Here is a 17085-nt window from a genome sequence, read left to right on the forward strand (position 1 = left end):
GCAGGATGATGAAAGGTCAAAAAGGTTATGTGCTGATCGGTGGTGCCGCGCACTCGGTGTTTTCGCTGCGGGCTTTGTGGCAGCGGATTGCCCGTTGGTATGAGGTGTCACGCGAGCGCCAGGTGCTGGCAACATTGAATGACGATGCGCTCAAGGATATGGGGCTCAGTCGCGCCGATATCGAGCAGGAAACCCATCGGCATTTCTGGAACGATCCGATGAGCAAGGGTCGTTGATGGTGCTACACAAGCAGGGGGCGACTGCGGTAGTTTGCGGGTTCACAAGGAGGCGTGCATGCCCGCAGACCTGTCGTTTTCATTGAAGCAAGCCCGGCGCCTGGCGCTCGCGGCCCAGGGATTCCAGGGGCGCAGAGCCTCGGCGTCGATCAAGCCGACACAGGTCAATCGGCTGATCGAACGCCTGGGTGTGGTACAGATCGATTCGGTCAACGCGCTGGTGCGCTCGCACTACCTGCCGCTGTTTTCGCGATTGGGCGACTATGCCTCCGACTTGCTCGACCAGGCGGCCTGGAGCCAGGGGCGACGGCGGACCCTGTTCGAATACTGGGGGCATGAAGCGTCGCTGCTGCCGATGTCGTTGTACCCGCTGATGCGCTGGCGCATGGCGCGGGCCTCCCGTGGCGAAGGGATCTACCAGCAGATGGCGCGTTTCGGCCGCGAGCAACAGGCGACCATTCGCCGGGTGCTGGCGTTGGTCGAGGAACGGGGCGCGTTGGGGGCGGGCAGTCTGTCGAGTCGTGAGGAAAAGGCCGGGCCCTGGTGGGATTGGAGCGCTGAAAAGCACGCGCTGGAGTGGCTGTTCGCCGCCGGTGAGGTGACGGTGGCCGGGCGCCGGGGCTTCGAGCGGCTCTACGATCTGCCGGAGCGGGTGATTCCTTCGGCGGTGCTCGGACAGCCGCTGGTCGACGAGGCCGAGGCCCAGCGTGGCTTGTTGCGCCAGGCCGCAGCGGCCCTGGGGGTGGCGACGGAGAAAGACCTGCGCGACTACTTTCGTCTGGACCCTGGCGACAGTCGTGCGCGCCTGGCGGAATTGCTCGAGGCGGGTGAGTTGCAGCTGGGCGAGGTGCAGGGCTGGCGCCAACCGGTGTACTGCCTGCCGGACATCAAGGTACCGCGTCGGGTCGAGGCCAGTGCGTTGTTGTCGCCGTTCGATTCGTTGATCTGGGAGCGCAGCCGCACCGAGCGGCTGTTCGATTTCCGTTATCGGCTGGAGATTTACACGCCGCAGCACAAGCGGGTGTATGGCTATTACGTGTTGCCGTTTTTGCACAACGAACGGATTGCCGCACGGGTCGACCTGCGCGCGGAGCGGGCCCTCGGGCGCTTGGCCGTGCATGCGCTGCATGAGGAAGAGCAGGGGCTGGATGAGGCGGGGATGGCGGCGTTGGCGGTCAATTTGCGGCAGTTGGCCGATTGGCTGGGGTTGGCGGATATTCAGCTCAATTGCCAGCGGGTCAGTGCGCAGCGGTTGCGGGGTTTGCTGTAAACGTTGGTATGGCGGTGTCTGGAAGGGCCTCTTCGCGGGCAAGCTCCGCTCCCACAGTATTGGAGCCGTTCCGGAGTTTTGTGGGCAGCCACAAAACCTGTGGGAGCGGAGCTTGTCGGGACGCCGCACCGCCGCGAAGAGACCCTTCCAGACAACAACAAAGCCTACTGAGTCAACGCCGCACCTGCTTCAACGTCTCAGCAATCAAAAACGCCAGCTCCAGCGACTGATCGGCGTTCATCCGCGGGTCGCAATGGGTGTGATAGCGATCCGACAAGCCATCCTCGGTAATCGGCCGCGCACCGCCAATGCATTCGGTGACGTTCTGCCCGGTCATCTCGATATGAATCCCGCCGGCGTAACTGCCTTCGGCCTGATGCACCTGGAAGAACTGCTTCACCTCGCTGAGGATCTGCGCGAAATCCCGGGTCTTGTAGCCGCTGCTGGCCTTGATGGTGTTGCCGTGCATCGGGTCGGAGCTCCACAGCACCTGCTTGCCTTCACTCTCCACGGCGCGGATCAGTTGCGGCAGGTGATCGCCGACCTTGTTCGCGCCCATGCGCACGATCAGGTTCAGGCGGCCGGGGTCGTTGTCCGGGTTGAGGATGTCGATCAGGCGGATCAGATCGTCGGTGTTCATGCTCGGGCCGACCTTGACCCCGATCGGGTTGTTCACCCCGCGCAGGAATTCGACGTGGGCCCCATCGAGCTGACGGGTGCGGTCGCCGATCCAGAGCATATGCGCCGAGCAATCGTAATAGTCGTTGGTCAGGCTGTCGCGGCGCACGAAGGCTTCTTCGTAGTTCAGCAGCAGCGCCTCGTGGGCGGTGAAGAAGCTGGTTTCGCGCAATTGCGGCGAGCTGTCCATGCCGCAGGCGCGCATAAAGGCCAGGGTTTCATCGATGCGGTCGGCCAGTTGGCTGTATTTCTCGGCCAGGGCCGAGTTGGCGATGAAATCCAGGTTCCACTTGTGCACCTGGTGCAGGTCGGCAAAGCCGCCCTGGGCGAAGGCGCGCAGCAGGTTCAGGGTCGCCGTGGCCTGATGGTAGGACTGCAACAGGCGGTCCGGGTCAGGCACGCGGCTTTTTTCATCGAAGCCGATACCATTGACGATATCGCCACGGTAGGCCGGCAGGGTCACACCGTTGATGGTTTCGTCGTTGGCCGAACGCGGTTTGGCGAACTGCCCGGCCATGCGTCCGATCTTGACCACCGGGCAGCCGGCGGCGAAGGTCATGACAATGGCCATTTGCAGCAGCACCTTGAAGGTGTCGCGAATCTTTGCTGCCGAGAACTCGGCGAAACTCTCGGCGCAATCGCCACCCTGGAGCAGGAAGGCACGGCCCTGGGTGACTTCGGCGAACTGACGACGCAGTTCACGGGCTTCTCCGGCAAACACCAGCGGCGGATAACTGGCCAGGCTTTGCTCGACGCGCAGCAGGTGCGCGGCGTCCGGGTACTGGGGTTGTTGCTGGATCGGCAAGGCGCGCCAGCTGTCGGGGCTCCAGGGTTGGCTCATCATGAACTCGAGGATTGACGGGGGGAGGCTCATGTTAGCAGCAATTAGTGCGTGACCTGCTCTGTCGGCTTGGCTGACAATTGCCGTTTTCCCGCTTGCAAGGATATGAAATGGCTGAGGAGCGCGTGGAGCGTCTGCTCGCCGAAGTGCACGATGCCTTCGGCATGATTCGAGTCCTTGAAGTGGACGATTACCGTTTTCTCGAATTTGGCGATGCTATTGAGCAGAGTTGCGTGTTCACCGCCGATCCGAGTTGGTTGGAATACGATTACACCCGGGCGATGCTGATCGGCGCCTTGTGCCACGAGGAGCCGGAGAGCGCGCTGTTCCTGGGGCTGGGAGCCGGTACCCTGACCCAGGCCTGCCTGCGGTTCCTGCCGCTGGAGGATGTCGAGGCCATCGAGCTGCGTCCAGATGTGCCGCGCCTGGCCATCGAGTACCTGGGGCTGGATGACGATCCGCGTCTGTACATCCGCGTCGGCGATGCGTTGGAATTGCTGGAGAGCGCGGAGTCAGCGGACCTGATCTTCGTCGACCTGTATACCGATGTCGGCCCCGGTGTCGGTCATCTGGCCTGGAGCTTCCTGGAGAACTGCCAGAAGAAGCTCAATCCCGGTGGCTGGCTGGTGATCAACCAATGGGCCACCGATGACGGTAAACCACTGGGTGCGGCGTTGTTGCGCGGGCTTTATCACCGGCACTACTGGGAGCTGCCGGTGAAGGAAGGCAATGTCATCCTGATCGTGCCGTCGGACCTCGATCAGGTACTGGACCTGCGCGCGTTGCAGGGGCGGGCCGATGAACTGGCGCCGCGCCTGGGGTATTCGTTGCAGACCTTGATCGGCGAGATTCGGCCGGCGACCTAGATGAAGGGCGGTGCGCGGATCGCGAGCGAGCTTGCGTTAGCCGCGCATTGCCACAATCGGGGATGGCAGAAGCTTCTTCTTGCCAGATTCCGCCGGGGTCAAGGTTGTGTTTTGTCCAGGTAGGCTGATCGCTCCTGACTCATTTTTGTGATGCAGTTGTTGGCGAGCGTTTCATGGGCAGGATAAGACGGGTCGGCTAAAAAGGATTCAAGCTCACAGTTCGTATCACGTAATGCTATCCAGGCGCGTTGAGCGTTTTTGAGTTTTGAAAGATAACGCTTTCCCATTTCAGGATCGGGGGTGTATTGCTCTTTGATTCGAGTGATCAGCTTTTTGTAGCTTTCGTTAAGTTTTTTGTCTGCACTTTCTTTCTCGGCTTTTGCACAAACATCAATCTGTGCACTGGCTGTGATGTTTTCGCAGTCAAGTGCGTAGGCGTTACCTGCAAACGGCCCAAGGGTGGTAGCGAATAGAAAAATCAAGATTTCTTCAATACTGGTCATTGTTGGGGGCGCGATTATTGGTTTTTGGCTGGGGAAAGCTGCTTCTAGTCTTCATCTGGATATTTACTGAAAAATTTACGCTTGGATCTGCCGTTATCTTGAAGTATATGTTGATAAGTGAGTTTCGATAGTGGTAGTGAGGGCGTGTTGAAGAAGAGAGCTCTCACTGCATTGTCACCGTCGAATACAAAGGTATCCTCTAAGGTGTATTCGAATCGGCCATCTATAAATCTGGTTATGATTTTTTTGTCTGTGCACACAAGCTTTGGAGGTTCGCAAAAATGATAGTAAATGACTAGGTTGCCGTTTGAAACGGCTATCCCTTGGAAGATCTCTCTGCCCGTCATATTTTGGTGTGTCGGTATTAGTTTGGAGTTTTTTAAAATTGTTTTTCCATGGGCGGAAATTATAAGTTCATGAAAGTAGGCGTCAAATTTTTTTATTTCAATATGTTCGATTTTTTTGTCTCCTGTAATATCTGCCAAAATAGATATTTGCCCATTGGCTTGAGTAGGTGCGAAAAAAAATGCGAGGGGGGCGAGTATTAGGCTATTTAAATATTTTTTCATCGGTCCATATCCTTGTGAATTGATTGACTCTTTTTTCTTTGCTATTGGTGTTGAAATTTATTTTTTCTGTGATCAGGTTGACGTATAAAGGGTCGTCGCCATTGTCGGCTATATCGTATAACTTATGTCTGAGCCAGAAAAATACGGCGGACCTGACGGCGTATTTTGTTTGTTCCAGAAACTCAGGGTTTTCGATGAAATTCAGGTTGTCTGAGGGCCACATCTGAGAATGGTATTGGTTGAATTTTGTATAGTTGTATCGGCCGGTCAGCTGTTTCAGACCTCTACCTCTAAATTTCCAACCATCGCCGCTTGAAATATTTCCGTTACCCAGGCTTGTTACCCCCGTAACTCCATTATAAATTCTATTTGCAATGGCCGGTTGGTTGGCCTGTTGCTGGATTTCGGGAATGTACCCATGAAGTTGTGCCTCGGTGGGATGTTGGTAGTAATAGCTAAAATCCATTAGCTTTTCGGGTCTGTAGCGAAGTGACTCTACCAGTGAACAGCTGTCTCCCGTTTCAACCCTGACCTGCGCAAAAAAATGACTGAGTCTCAGCGGGGTGTCCAGTTTGTATTCTTTTAGGTTTTTGTTGAGTTCGTTTGCCAAACGTATAAGTTTTTCTGTGCCAGCGCTGGTGAATACCTTTTTCAGCATCTCCAGTGTTATTTTAAAGTTGAACGGGTTTATGCGTTCACTGATAAGTTCAGCTGGCTGAAAGTGCCACGCCTTACCCTCCAAACTGATCCCATGGCGCCCCGTCAATTCCGCCCACCACGACAGTTTCTTTATCCGTGCTTTTGAAATCTGCCATTGCTCAGGTCCAACACGTCCCGTGTGGGCCCAGAGCACATCCAGCTCATCCCACTTCCCTGCGTTCCAGAACCACTCGCTTTCATAGTGGGTAATTAGCCTGCCTATCGCCTGCGCATGCCAAGGTTTGCCCCGTGCGACACGGATCGCTTCGTGCCCCACATGCTCGTTTTCGCCAATATTCAGGAGCGTGTGTAGCCGTGACCTGATCGGCCCTTTGCCTGCGGTGTTTGCCAACGTCTGGTAGTGACGACGCTGCTCAGTGGTCAGGTCTGCCTGCCATGAAAGATGGTGCGCCAGATTGTCGGCATTTCGACTGGTCTCGGTGATGCACTCATAGCCTTCCCATTCCCACGGACTATGACGAGTTGTCAGCAGGTCTTGCTCCAGTACCCAACCGCTGACCGTCTCGCCGGACTCGTTCGGCAACGGATCCTCCAGGCGCCACCAGCGACGGGTGTAGGCGATGGTGGTTCCGGGGATTGATTCGGTGACGCTCAATTTAGACTCGGGCGGCAAAGACTCCAGCATCCCGACCGGCAGGATCATTTGTGCACCGATCAACGCTCCGGCATCGTTGATACTTGGTGGGTTATGGGCGTTGATATCTTCACGGTGGGGGACCACCCGGCTGCTGCCTTTGTAGAGTTTCAACAAGGTGCGCTGGTCTGCGGGAAGATAAGCGGCGTACTCACGACTTCGAGCGATAAAGCCGGGCACGTCCTCGCAGCTGAAAACTTCCAGGTGCAGCAGGTTCCTGGCGGTGTCCTCGCTGAGCGCCTGATATTTGCCAACATGGCCGATCAGTTCTCCCGTCTTGATCCTGATCGGTTCATCCAGCACGACAACACGATTCTTTGCCTCGGGGTCTCTGTTGGCCTCCAGTGCATCCAGCCAGACAAAACCCGGTAGATGTCCGTTCTCATCGACCGCCAGAGGCGGTACACACTCGCCGCTGAGGATCTTCACCAGCTTGCGGAATTTACCCACTGCACCCACGTTGCTGATCGTGAGTGAGGTGCCAATAGGCAATAGCCCCAGGGGATTACCGTTGGCATTGGCCATTGCCCGAACGTTCAAACCGGTCAGTTGCTCGGCAGGTGCATCCTTGGCTGCATTGCCAATCAAGTAGCGGTCAGGACCCAATGCCGTCATTTCCGGCTTGAACACCCAGCCAGTGGACGGCGCGAGTCCCTCTATTGCAGGGTTGACGCTGACAATCTCCAACCATTTGTCTGTCGCGGGCGCAGACTTGGTCATGACGGTAGTGCCTCGCGGTAGGACCGCGAGTATCACTCCATGGTCTGGATGATTTTTTGGGGCGGCCCGGACTCTCAATCCGAGTGTCTTGTCCTGCGCACTCTCCTTGATCCGATAAACACCGCCACCCCAGAAAGTGGGACGGCGCAATCCCGGGCTGGCCTGGTAGCCCGCCCAATCCAGCAGGTGCATGTATAGGCTGTAAACAGTCAATGTCGGTGCGGGAGGTGCATACGAGATGTTCGTCAGGGGCGGCGGTTGCAACCGATGTCTGACCAGCACAAAACCGCTGGAAAACACCGCCGAGCGCCCTTCGAAACTTGAGGTTGGATAGCGTTCGTCAATACGATAGGCGATCACCTCGCCATCGGCCAAACAAAAGACCTCGCGTTTGTCCGAGATCAGGCCCGTGGCTTCATCAAAATGAATGCCACCGTGCCAAAGCCCTCGACGTCCCAATGGGTAGTAACCGCCTTCGGCTTTTGCCAAGACCTTCAAGTCACGGTGGGGATCATGAAGGGTTTGATGGTCGCCCTTTAAGGGAAATGACCAGTTTTCAGTCGTGAACATTTCGGTCATCGCAGCACACTCGTCAGCGAATTGCTGTCCAGGTTGAGGTGGCTCAGTCGGAAAAGCCCGTATCGAGCGCCAGTTCTTTCTGGCGTTGTTCCGGCACCCCATCGGTGACAGCGGTTTCAAGGCGCAATGGCGGCAGTGCCTGCTCCACTGCTCCCGGCAGCAGCGGTCCCCTGATCCGCGGCCCCGAGCCTACACCCGCGTCTTCGTCCGCCTCGGGCCCGTTCAAGGTAATGCCGTTGGCATCGAGTTTGATAAAGTGCTCGCCGACCTTGAGGGTGAGTTGCTCTCCCGCCTCTATCACCACCTTGGCCCCGGCCCGCAGGTGGATCTCCCGCCCGGCCTCGATGAAGTAACCCAACCCGGTCTTCACCTGCTGGCTCTCGCCGACCAGCAGGCTGTCATCGCCTTTCACCTCGACGCGACGGTCCTGGTGAACGGTGTGGTGTTCCTGCGCCTTGAGCTCGCAATAGCTGTTGGCTTCCACGCACTCATGGCGTTCATGGCCGACGGTGACCGAGAGGTTGCGCCCGATGTGCTGTTGCCAATCACGCTGGGCATGCAGGTAGATCTGCTCTTCGCCCTTGCGGTCTTCGATACGCAGTTCATTGCTGCCTCCACCGCCCGGGCTACTGCGGCTCTTGAACACGCTGCGGGTCTTGTGTGCTGGCAACGGATAGGTCGGCGGATGGCGCTGATTGAGCAGGCAACCGGTAATCAGCGGCTGGTCGGGATTACCTTCGAGAAAAGTCACCAGCACTTCCATGCCGACGCGGGGCAAGGTCACCGCGCCATGGCCGGGACCGGCCCAACTGGATGCTACTCGTAACCAGCAACTGCTTTGGGCGCCGGTTTCGGCCGAGCGGTCCCAGTGAAACTTCACCTTCACCCGGCCATATTCGTCGCAGTGGATTTCTTCGCCGGGGGGGCCGGTGACGATGGCGGTCTGGGTATTGAGGCGCCGGGATTGGTGCGCTTGCCGCGGCGAACGGAAGAACAGCTCCCAGGGGGTGGCGAGAAAGCTGTTGCGGTAGCCCTGGCGGAAATCATTCTCGGCACCGCTCGGATTTGCGGCTGACTCCTCCAGCACCTGCGGCTGTTTACCTTCGTGGGTCAGGTGGGTCAGCAGCCAGAGGGTGTTCCAGTCCGGCTGTGGATGTTCGGCCAGGAGCAGGAAGTGCCCACTGGCCAGTTGGGGTTCATTGCTCTTGCCCGACGCCCGTCGGCTGTCGCTTCGATGGCTTTCCAACTGGCGACGATTGAGCTGCCGGCCGTGTTCGTCGCGGTGGTAGCGACCGGGATAACGGTAATCTTCAAGGTCCGGCTGCGGCAGGGAGTGGAGCACGCAGGCGCTGTTTTCCAGCCGGGCACCGGGTTGTTTGAAGTTGTAGTCGCGCAAGGTTGCCCGGGTGCTGCGGGTTTCCAGGTGCAGGTCGAAGGACTGGATGCAGGGCCGTTGCGCGACCATCCCGCTGTCCGGTCGGTATGGCACGCTGTCGGGCAGTTGACGGAAATAGGTCTGGTCGTCGCCAAAGGCCAGGTGATGGCCGTGTGCACTGTGCTGGAAGTGATAGTGCAGGCCGTCCTCTTCACACAGCCGCTGGATGAAGTCCAGGTCGGACTCGTTGTATTGCACGCAGTATTCGCGAGCGGGGAAGGGGTGGGCGAGGTTGAAGCTGAAGGCATTGCTGAGGATGCCATGGTCCTTGAGCACTTGGGCGATGATCTGCGGCACGCTCCGGTTCTGGAAAATTCGCTGGTTGAAACGATGGGCCAGATAGGCCAGTTGCGGCACCAGCGTGAGCTGATAGTGGGTCCAGCGCTGGCCGGTATCGCCCTGGCCGATGCCGTAGATCTGGCCGTGAATGCCCGCGCCGTCGTTGTTGAAGGCGAGAAAACCCTGCCGATGCAGCAGCTCGTCGAGGTTGAGGTCCGGCTGCCGGCTGACCAGCTCCAGTTCGAAGCGATAGGGTTGGTTGATAGCTTCCGTGCCCTTGAACGCCAGGACTTCCAATCCCTGTTCGAAATCTGGAAGAGTGAAGGTAAAGCGAGGTGCCGAGGTGAACATCCGTTGTGCCTCCTGCAAGGGGAAAGCACGAAGTGTGGACCCGTCGGTGGTGGTGTTGAATGCTGTAAAGCAAAATCAGAATCAGGCTACAAGCTCTTGTATTGAAGGGCTGTAGGGGGATGTAGGGATAAGGGAAAAGTTTTTGCGGGAAGGCGGGTCTGCAAAGGTGAAAACAGGTTTCCGCTCAACATATCTATTGCCGTTTTGATACATGGGGTGATTTTTGGGTGGGAGGAAAAACGACCATTCAATTGTTTCAATTGGTTTCGGAGTAAATAGGTCTGGATGACAGTCGGTCCTACAGGGAAGGCGCAATATAGAACGGTTGCTTTAAACTGCGCGCTGCGCGTGTTGTATGAAATGTCTTACGTGTCGGCATTTTCAAGGTTGGTTAAATTCCTTGGGGGCGCACTTGCCTCATATCGAAGTGTTGACATGATTGAGGGTGTCTATTTAGATTTAAATTGTTCGGTGCACGCTCGGATATAACAAGCATTATAGAGGCGTTTTATTCGGAACAGACCGATTACCGATTAAGACCTCAAAAATAAAGGCGAAATCATGAGATCAACATCATTGCAAAGTCGCTTCGAGATATTTGAACAAGACAAGTCGATGCAGCAGTTTGGTGAGATTTTTATTGAAGCGTTAACCCGTCATCTCGGAAATTTAAAAATACCAGGTAGGGCTATATTCGACAATTTTCGGAGGGAGCCCCTGTTCGCGCAGGTCGATCAAATAGCTGAGATTCAGAATGCAATGCACGAAGTACTTTGCCATCCGACGACTCAAGAAGCTCAGACCGACGCCGAAAATACATTTAAAGCCTTTCTCAGAAAAGACAAGGCAGACACTGGTGTTTTGAAGTTTTTCAATGGATGGAATGAAACCCACAAAACAACGAGCTTAGTTTCTGCCAAAATTATCATGCGTTTATCTGCGGATGCTCTATCCGTATCTGCCGAAAATCGAGCTGGATACCATAACGTTATGGCACACATGCATGAGGTTGCGAAAGATGATTTCGGCCTTGGGCACAAAGGGCATGATGGCATGTACGGTTATATGACGGAGGCCTTTGGAGCTCCTGGCTGGGTAGAAAGTCAGTATAAAGTTGATGAGTGTGAAGAGTTCTCTGCATTCCTCTACGCTACTGGCGTAGCGGAACATAAATCCCCCCTGAATTCTATTGAGCATAAACAATCCATCATGGATGCTATGATGGTTTCCATCGCTTCAGAGCTTTGGAACGGACGAGAATATAATTTCATCGCTCAATACATTGAGAAAAAACTTATTTCTTTCAATCCCTTGTTGAGTCGCGACGTTCAAAGCCTGCGAAATGCAAAAGGATATGTATTGGGTCATGCTGGAGAAGTAGAAAGCAAGCACGGCCTACATGCTTTGGCAGCAGCACAAACTTATGGTCGAACGGTAGACCTGAAATTTGAGGTTGATCGCCTAAAAAAAATAATGCTCGATTACAATCAGCGTGTCGGAAAAGCATTCAATTTTTTGCATGCGGCTTTGATCTCGACAAGTCAGTGATACTCATCTTGGATTCTCGTATGTCCAAGCCTCCAGGGCCTTCTCAGGCAGCTTTAAGCATGCTATATGTTAGTTGTTATAATATACTCCGATTGATCTTCTATGATCGTACTAGTAGGTTGGTCGGAGCCTCTGAATATCCGCTGGGTCGAATTTAATAATGCCTGGTTTAAGAACGCAAATCCTGGCAGGATACTTTATATGGATTTTGAACACGCCTTAATTGCGTTAGGTTTTTTTGCTTTCTGCGGTGGCTTGATTGATGCGGCCGTTGGCGGAGGCGGACTTGTACAGCTACCCGCACTTTTACACGCTTTACCTCAATACAGTTTGGCTACGGTTTTTGGAACCAACAAGCTGGCGGTTTTAGCGGGTAATTTTTCTTCCATATTCACCTATCTCAAAAAAATAAAAATCATATGGAAGCTTATGCTTCCAATTATGATTTCAGCTTTTATATTTTCCTTCTTTGGCGCCCTCTCTGTTTCGCTCGTTCCCAAAAGGCTTATGGAGTATGTTGCTTTCTTTGTTTTGATCGTGATGGCTACTTATACCTTTGTAAAAAAGGACTTGGGTCGGGTCAGTTCCAATATTAAAATCGGAAAGAAAGAAGCTTTGCTAGGGGTTTTTTGGGGTGGGTTAATCGGGTTTTATGACGGCGTGTTCGGACCCGGTAGCGGCAGCCTTCTGCTTTTTGTTTTTGTAAGGTGTTTTGGGTTCGATTTTCTAAATGCATCCGCTTCAGCAAAGCTGGTTAATTTAGGGACATTTAGCGCGGCGCTAATATTTTTTATCCCATCTGGTAACGTTTTATGGGCCCTGGGTGGAGTCGTTGCCGCCTGCAATATTGCAGGCTCTATCACTGGGGTTTTTTTAGCGCTGCGTTATGGAAGTGGCTTTATTCGGATATTCTTTTTGATTTTACTTGTGTTTCTCATTGGCAGGATGGGGGTGTCCATATTCTTATAAGTCAAACCGTTTGTCAGTGAACGACAAAAAACAGGTTGTCGCCTTTACCCAATCCAATTCTGAATCAGTAATCCTCCCCTCGCTCGGTAATATCCTTCTCCACAGGGCGCGCATTGGGATCCTGGCCAAGCGGAAATTTTCCCTTGAGGTTCCAGGCAAAGGCGATGATCTCGGCGATGGTCCGGTACAACTCCTCCGGAATACTGTCGCCCAACTCCATCCGGGCCAGCAGTTTCACCAGTTCGGCATTCTCGTAGATCGGTACTTCATAGTCGCGGGCCAGCTTCAGGATGGCTTCGGCCAGCTCCTCGTCGCCCTTGGCGGTGAGGGTCGGGGCTTGTTGGCCATCGTACTTGAGGGCGATGGCCTGGCGTGGGGTGTTGGGGTTCTTCATGCGGTTTCGTCGACCCAGCGTTGGTCCAGTCGGGTTTGCTTGCCCTGGGGTGGGGTGCCCTGGTGGCAATCGAGGTCGCTGACATTCAGGCCCGAGGCCCGCAGGCGCTCGCGCAGGTCGCCCAATTGACTGGCGATCAGGCTGGCGGTATAGGGGCGTTCGGCCCACAACTGGCTGGACAGGCTGCCGCGCATCAGCTGTGCCTGGACTTGCAGCGGGCCCAGCGGTTCGAGATCGAAGGCCAGCTCCACCCGCCACAGTTGTTCCTTCTGTTCACGTTTGTCGCGTTTTTCCTGCTCGGGTGGCTGCTCCTTTTCCTCATGCTGGATCTTGATCTGCAAGGGCACGATGTCGTGCAGGTTGCGCATGGGAATTTCCAGTTGCCAGGTGGTCTGCAGATTGCCCTCGGGTGTGCGTCCGGTCTGTTCCAGGCTGGAAAGCTGATGGCTTTGCAGGCGCGAAACGGCCGCCGCGGCCAGGCGCAGGAGGCCTTCCAGATCGCCATCGTCGGTGAGGCTTTGCAGCAGTCGCGAGGGCAGGGGAAAGCTGATCGGCTGGGTCGGTTCGCCGACCTGGCCGAGGGTCCCCAGGGCGCTGCGGACAAAGCCCGGGAGCGTGCGGGCGAGCAGCGCGGCGGCGGCTCCGGGGTCGAAGCTCGGGCTGCCGGGCAACTGCGGCATGATCTGCGCGATCAGGCGCAGCAGGTTGCTCTTGAGGTCCGGTGTCAGGGCTGGGTTCTGCCCTTGCAACAGATTGGCCTCCAGGAACAGTCCGCTGTTTTGCAGGGCCTGGGCCAGACCTTTGGGGTTGCTCAGCTGATTGATGTCGGGCAGGTCCGCCAGCAAGGTGTTGATGACCGCCCGCAGGTCGTCGGGCAGGTCGGTGTTCCGGGACAGGTTCTGCAGGGTGCTGACCAGGTTGTCGAGCGAGCCTTGCCGACCTTGTTGGGTGACCAGTTGTCGGGCCACCGCCAATTGGTCCTGGCGTGCGGCCAGCGGCACCAGGCTCAAGCTCTGCGTACCCTGTACCAGGGCGCTCAGCAGGCTGCCGATGCGCAGCGGTTGCGGGCTGTCGAGGGTCAGGGTGGTGCCGCTCAGGGCCGTGTTGAGCAGGGTCACCAGCGAGCGATAGACCGCCGGCTGCCCAGGGGCTTGGGGCAAGAGCTGGGCGGTCATGACCTTGCCTTGCAGCAGGCTGCCGACCGGCAGTTGCGCGGTGTCCAGGCGGGTCAGCGCGGCGACGCTGGCACTCAGTGCCTGTTGCACGGTGATCGCCAGGTTGCCGGCCGACGGTTGGGTCACGGCGACACTGGTGCCTTGCGGCAGCGGCAGGTTGCTGCTGACCTGCACGGTGGTCTGGCGACCGCTGTCGGTGGTGACCTTGAGCAGCATCTGGAAAGTCTGGTCGGTTTGCTTGAGGGAGAGAACTTCGGCCTCGGCACTCTGTCCGGGGGCGATCAGGCCTTCCAGCGGCGGTGTCAGTTGCAACAGTTCGCTGGCCAGCAACATCGGACGGCTGTTGGCCGGGATCAACTGGGGCAGGGGGAGGATGTTGAGTTCGCCTGTCATCGGGTCGCAGCCTGTCGAAATAGCCCTCTTTGGAGTAAGGCATCACATGTATAATGCAACGCCATCTCCGAAAGTGTGTCCAAAATAGCGCAAAAATTGACGCAGCTCTGTAGGTCGAGCTGCAAAAGCATTTATTCTGCCTCACTTTAACGGCTGCGCCCGTGCCGACTTGAACTGTAAAAAGGCCTCGATTATTTGACCAACCCTCTTCTAGAAGCCTTGGCGCTCGCCTGTGAACGGGACGGGCGGATGCTCTTCGAGCACCTCGAATTGCAACTGCGTCCCGGTGACCTGTTGCAGATCAGCGGTCCCAATGGCAGCGGCAAGACCAGCCTGTTGCGCCTGCTGGCCGGGCTGATGCAGCCAACCGCCGGGGAAGTACAGCTTAACGGGCTGCCGCTGAATGCCCAGCGCAGCGAGCTGGCACGCACGCTGTTGTGGATCGGTCATGCCGCCGGGATCAAGGACCTGCTGACCGCCGAAGAGAACCTCAGTTGGTTGTGTGCCCTGCATCAGCCGGCCGGGCGCGAGGCGATCTGGCGGGCTCTGGCGGCGGTCGGGCTACGCGGTTTCGAGGATGTCTCCTGCCATACCCTGTCCGCCGGCCAGCAGCGCCGCGTGGCCCTGGCCCGGTTGTATCTGGACAGCCCGCCACTGTGGATTCTCGATGAACCTTTCACCGCTCTGGACAAGCAGGGCGTCGCCCAACTCGAAGAACACCTGGCCGGTCATTGCGAGCGCGGTGGCATGGTCGTGCTGACCACCCACCACACATTGGCCCGCATGCCCGCCGGTTACCGTGATCTTGACCTGGGGCGGTGGGCCGCATGAATGTTTTCGGTCTGTTGTTCGCCCGTGAAGCGCGCCTGCTGTTTCGTCGTCCGGCGGAGCTGGCCAATCCGCTGGTGTTCTTCGCCATTGTGATTGCGTTGTTCCCGTTAGCGGTCGGTCCCGAGACAAATATGTTGCAAACCTTGTCTCCGGGCTTGGTCTGGGTGGCGGCCCTGTTGTCGGTCCTGCTCTCGCTGGACGGGCTTTTTCGCAGTGATTTCGAGGACGGATCCCTGGAACAGTGGGTCCTTTCGTCGCATCCCCTGGCTCTTCTGGTTTTGGCCAAGGTACTGGCACACTGGGTTTTTTCCGGCCTGGCCCTGGTCCTGCTCGCGCCTTTGCTGGCGCTGATGCTCGGATTACCGAGTGCCTGCTTGCCGGTGCTGTTGTTATCGCTACTCTTGGGTACGCCGGTACTGAGTCTGCTCGGGGCGGTAGGGGCGGCCCTGACGGTGGGATTGAAGCGTGGTGGCCTGTTACTGGCGCTGCTGATCCTGCCGCTGTACATCCCGGTACTGATTCTCGGCAGCGGGGCCCTGCAGGCCGCGTTGCAGGGCATGCCGGCCAGCGGTTACCTGCTCTGGCTGGGCAGCCTGGCCGCCCTGGCGGTAACCCTGACACCTTTTGCAATAGCGGCTGGCCTGAAGATCAGCGTCGGCGAATAATGAGGTCTGGTCGGTTGATGACCAGCGAAGACCCTTGGATGTACCGTGATGAACTGGACTTGGTTTCATAAGCTGGGCTCGCCCAAATGGTTCTATGGCATCAGCGGACGCCTGCTGCCCTGGCTGAGCGTGGCCGCCGTGCTGCTGATCGGCGTCGGCGTGGTCTGGGGCCTGGCCTTCGCGCCGCCGGACTACCAGCAGGGCAACAGCTTTCGCATCATCTACATCCACGTGCCGGCGGCCATGCTGGCCCAGTCCTGCTATGTGATGCTGGCGGTCTGCGGTGTGGTGGGACTGGTCTGGAAGATGAAACTGGCCGATGTCGCGCTGCAATGCGCCGCGCCCATCGGTGCCTGGATGACTGCCGTGGCGCTGATCACCGGGGCCATCTGGGGCAAGCCGACCTGGGGCGCGTGGTGGGTCTGGGATGCGCGCCTGACCTCGATGCTGATCCTGCTGTTCCTCTATTTCGGCCTGATCGCCCTGGGCAATGCCATCACCAATCGCGACAGCGCCGCCAAGGCCTGCGCGGTGCTGGCGATTGTCGGGGTGATCAATATCCCGATCATCAAATACTCGGTGGAGTGGTGGAGCACTCTGCACCAGGGCTCGACCTTCAGCCTGACCGAGAAACCCGCCATGCCCGCTGAGATGTGGCTGCCGCTGTTGCTGACGGTCCTGGGTTTCTACTGTTTCTTCGGTGCCGTGGTGCTGCTGCGCATGCGCCTCGAAGTGCTCAAACGCGAGGCCCGGGCCAGTTGGGTCAAGGCCGAAGTACTGAACGAACTGGGGGTGGCTCGATGAGTTTTGCCACCTTCGGCGATTTTCTCGCCATGGGTCATCACGGCCTGTATGTCTGGTCGGCCTATGGCATCTGCCTGGCCGTGCTGGCTTTGAACGTCGCGGCGCCGATCCTGGCCCGGCGGCGTTACCTGCAACAAGAGGCGCGTCGTCTGCGCCGGGAGAATGCCAAGTGAACCCGCTACGCAAAAAGCGCCTGATCATCATCCTCGCCATTCTGGTCGGCGTCGGCGCTGCCGTAGGCCTGGCCTTGAGTGCGTTGCAGGAAAATATCAACCTGTTCTACACGCCGACCCAGATCGCCAACGGCGACGCGCCCCATGGCACGCGGATTCGCGCCGGCGGTATGGTGGAGAAGGGCTCGCTGCAACGTTCCGGCGACTCGCTGGACGTGAAGTTCGTGGTCACCGATTTCAACAAGTCCGTCACCATTACCTATCGCGGCATCCTCCCGGACCTGTTCCGCGAAGGGCAGGGCATCGTTGCCCTGGGCAAGCTCAACGCCGATGGCGTGGTGGTGGCCGATGAAGTGCTGGCCAAGCATGATGAGAAGTACATGCCGCCGGAAGTCACCAAGGCGTTGAAAGACAGCGGTCAATCCGCCCCGACGCAAGCCAAGGAGGGTTGA

17 protein-coding genes are annotated in these 17085 nt (G+C 57.2%); 10 read left to right on the forward strand and 7 right to left on the reverse strand.

What is annotated here, in order from left to right; genetic code table 11:
• Positions 1-8 precede the first annotated feature (8 nt).
• Positions 9-236, forward strand: coding sequence for a DUF1127 domain-containing protein (locus AC07T0_RS12740; RefSeq protein ID WP_495001609.1), 228 nt, complete (start codon positions 9-11; stop codon positions 234-236).
• 58 nt (positions 237-294) lie between these two features.
• On the forward strand, positions 295-1506 hold the full coding sequence (locus AC07T0_RS12745) for a winged helix-turn-helix domain-containing protein (protein WP_495001506.1): 1212 nt from the start codon (positions 295-297) through the stop codon (positions 1504-1506).
• Between the two features lie 172 nt (positions 1507-1678).
• Here the strand turns inward: AC07T0_RS12745 and AC07T0_RS12750 are convergent, their stop codons facing one another.
• Entirely contained in the window at positions 1679-3025 is a 1347-nt protein-coding gene (locus AC07T0_RS12750) for a class II 3-deoxy-7-phosphoheptulonate synthase (RefSeq protein ID WP_495001507.1), read from the reverse strand.
• Between the two features lie 110 nt (positions 3026-3135).
• Between AC07T0_RS12750 and AC07T0_RS12755 the strand changes: the two genes are divergently transcribed.
• Positions 3136-3891: a spermidine synthase gene (locus tag AC07T0_RS12755; protein ID WP_495001508.1), complete on the forward strand. Its 756-nt coding sequence runs from the start codon at positions 3136-3138 to the stop codon at positions 3889-3891.
• 98 nt (positions 3892-3989) lie between these two features.
• On the opposite strand, the gene AC07T0_RS12760 is transcribed toward AC07T0_RS12755, so the two are convergent.
• Genes AC07T0_RS12760 through AC07T0_RS12775 form a run of 4 tightly spaced genes read right to left on the reverse strand, consistent with a single transcriptional unit; the run spans position 3990 to position 9681 of the window.
• Positions 3990-4394 (reverse strand): lysozyme inhibitor LprI family protein, encoded by a 405-nt coding sequence (locus tag AC07T0_RS12760; RefSeq protein WP_495001509.1) that lies wholly within the window; start codon positions 4392-4394, stop codon positions 3990-3992.
• A 44-nt stretch (positions 4395-4438) separates the two neighbouring features.
• A complete protein-coding gene (locus tag AC07T0_RS12765; protein WP_495001510.1) occupies positions 4439-4963 on the reverse strand; it encodes a hypothetical protein in 525 nt (174 codons plus the stop codon).
• Positions 4944-7616, reverse strand: coding sequence for a hypothetical protein (locus AC07T0_RS12770; RefSeq protein WP_495001511.1), 2673 nt, complete (start codon positions 7614-7616; stop codon positions 4944-4946). Before AC07T0_RS12770 ends, AC07T0_RS12765 begins: the two co-directional genes overlap by 20 nt.
• Before the next feature lie 43 nt (positions 7617-7659).
• Entirely contained in the window at positions 7660-9681 is a 2022-nt protein-coding gene (locus tag AC07T0_RS12775; RefSeq protein ID WP_495001512.1) for a type VI secretion system Vgr family protein, read from the reverse strand.
• A gap of 561 nt (positions 9682-10242) precedes the next feature.
• Here AC07T0_RS12775 and AC07T0_RS12780 point away from each other — a divergent pair.
• The gene (locus tag AC07T0_RS12780) at positions 10243-11229 is read left to right on the forward strand and encodes a hypothetical protein (RefSeq protein WP_495001513.1); all 987 of its coding nucleotides are present in this window, start codon (positions 10243-10245) and stop codon (positions 11227-11229) included.
• 201 nt (positions 11230-11430) lie between these two features.
• Complete coding sequence (locus AC07T0_RS12785) at positions 11431-12198, forward strand: sulfite exporter TauE/SafE family protein (protein ID WP_495001514.1); 768 nt, start codon at positions 11431-11433, stop codon at positions 12196-12198.
• 64 nt (positions 12199-12262) lie between these two features.
• Here the strand turns inward: AC07T0_RS12785 and AC07T0_RS12790 are convergent, their stop codons facing one another.
• Together AC07T0_RS12790 and fliK are read right to left on the reverse strand one after the other, a co-directional pair.
• Positions 12263-12592: an EscU/YscU/HrcU family type III secretion system export apparatus switch protein gene (locus AC07T0_RS12790; protein WP_495001515.1), complete on the reverse strand. Its 330-nt coding sequence runs from the start codon at positions 12590-12592 to the stop codon at positions 12263-12265.
• On the reverse strand, positions 12589-14160 hold the full coding sequence (fliK, locus tag AC07T0_RS12795; protein ID WP_495001516.1) for a flagellar hook-length control protein FliK: 1572 nt from the start codon (positions 14158-14160) through the stop codon (positions 12589-12591). The genes AC07T0_RS12790 and fliK overlap by 4 nt, the downstream gene beginning before the upstream one ends.
• A 249-nt stretch (positions 14161-14409) precedes the next feature.
• Between fliK and ccmA the strand changes: the two genes are divergently transcribed.
• The 5 genes from ccmA to ccmE are packed head-to-tail and all read left to right on the forward strand — an operon-like array spanning position 14410 to position 17085.
• Complete coding sequence (gene ccmA / locus AC07T0_RS12800) at positions 14410-14991, forward strand: cytochrome c biogenesis heme-transporting ATPase CcmA (protein ID WP_495001517.1); 582 nt, start codon at positions 14410-14412, stop codon at positions 14989-14991.
• Positions 14988-15656: a heme exporter protein CcmB gene (ccmB, locus tag AC07T0_RS12805; RefSeq protein ID WP_495001518.1), complete on the forward strand. Its 669-nt coding sequence runs from the start codon at positions 14988-14990 to the stop codon at positions 15654-15656. The genes ccmA and ccmB overlap by 4 nt, the downstream gene beginning before the upstream one ends.
• A gap of 45 nt (positions 15657-15701) precedes the next feature.
• Entirely contained in the window at positions 15702-16460 is a 759-nt protein-coding gene (locus AC07T0_RS12810) for a heme ABC transporter permease (protein ID WP_495001519.1), read from the forward strand.
• Positions 16457-16633, forward strand: coding sequence for a heme exporter protein CcmD (gene ccmD / locus AC07T0_RS12815; RefSeq protein WP_103499454.1), 177 nt, complete (start codon positions 16457-16459; stop codon positions 16631-16633). Before AC07T0_RS12810 ends, ccmD begins: the two co-directional genes overlap by 4 nt.
• Positions 16630-17085: a cytochrome c maturation protein CcmE gene (gene ccmE / locus AC07T0_RS12820; protein ID WP_100940651.1), complete on the forward strand. Its 456-nt coding sequence runs from the start codon at positions 16630-16632 to the stop codon at positions 17083-17085. The genes ccmD and ccmE overlap by 4 nt, the downstream gene beginning before the upstream one ends.

The sequence above is a fragment of the Pseudomonas sp. GW821-FHT04D07 genome (assembly GCF_059420225.1).

Coding starts and splice junctions, on each gene's coding strand:
- ccmA (WP_495001517.1), top strand. CDS start 14,410: ATGCTCTTCGAGCACCTCGAATTGCAACTGCGTCCCGGTGACCTGTTG.
- AC07T0_RS12760 (WP_495001509.1), bottom strand. CDS start 4,394: ATGACCAGTATTGAAGAAATCTTGATTTTTCTATTCGCTACCACCCTT.
- AC07T0_RS12775 (WP_495001512.1), bottom strand. CDS start 9,681: ATGTTCACCTCGGCACCTCGCTTTACCTTCACTCTTCCAGATTTCGAA.
- AC07T0_RS12790 (WP_495001515.1), bottom strand. CDS start 12,592: ATGAAGAACCCCAACACCCCACGCCAGGCCATCGCCCTCAAGTACGAT.
- ccmB (WP_495001518.1), top strand. CDS start 14,988: ATGAATGTTTTCGGTCTGTTGTTCGCCCGTGAAGCGCGCCTGCTGTTT.
- AC07T0_RS12785 (WP_495001514.1), top strand. CDS start 11,431: ATGGATTTTGAACACGCCTTAATTGCGTTAGGTTTTTTTGCTTTCTGC.
- AC07T0_RS12745 (WP_495001506.1), top strand. CDS start 295: ATGCCCGCAGACCTGTCGTTTTCATTGAAGCAAGCCCGGCGCCTGGCG.
- AC07T0_RS12765 (WP_495001510.1), bottom strand. CDS start 4,963: ATGAAAAAATATTTAAATAGCCTAATACTCGCCCCCCTCGCATTTTTT.
- ccmD (WP_103499454.1), top strand. CDS start 16,457: ATGAGTTTTGCCACCTTCGGCGATTTTCTCGCCATGGGTCATCACGGC.
- fliK (WP_495001516.1), bottom strand. CDS start 14,160: ATGACAGGCGAACTCAACATCCTCCCCCTGCCCCAGTTGATCCCGGCC.
- AC07T0_RS12755 (WP_495001508.1), top strand. CDS start 3,136: ATGGCTGAGGAGCGCGTGGAGCGTCTGCTCGCCGAAGTGCACGATGCC.
- AC07T0_RS12750 (WP_495001507.1), bottom strand. CDS start 3,025: ATGAGCCAACCCTGGAGCCCCGACAGCTGGCGCGCCTTGCCGATCCAG.
- AC07T0_RS12780 (WP_495001513.1), top strand. CDS start 10,243: ATGAGATCAACATCATTGCAAAGTCGCTTCGAGATATTTGAACAAGAC.
- AC07T0_RS12770 (WP_495001511.1), bottom strand. CDS start 7,616: ATGACCGAAATGTTCACGACTGAAAACTGGTCATTTCCCTTAAAGGGC.
- AC07T0_RS12740 (WP_495001609.1), top strand. CDS start 9: ATGAAAGGTCAAAAAGGTTATGTGCTGATCGGTGGTGCCGCGCACTCG.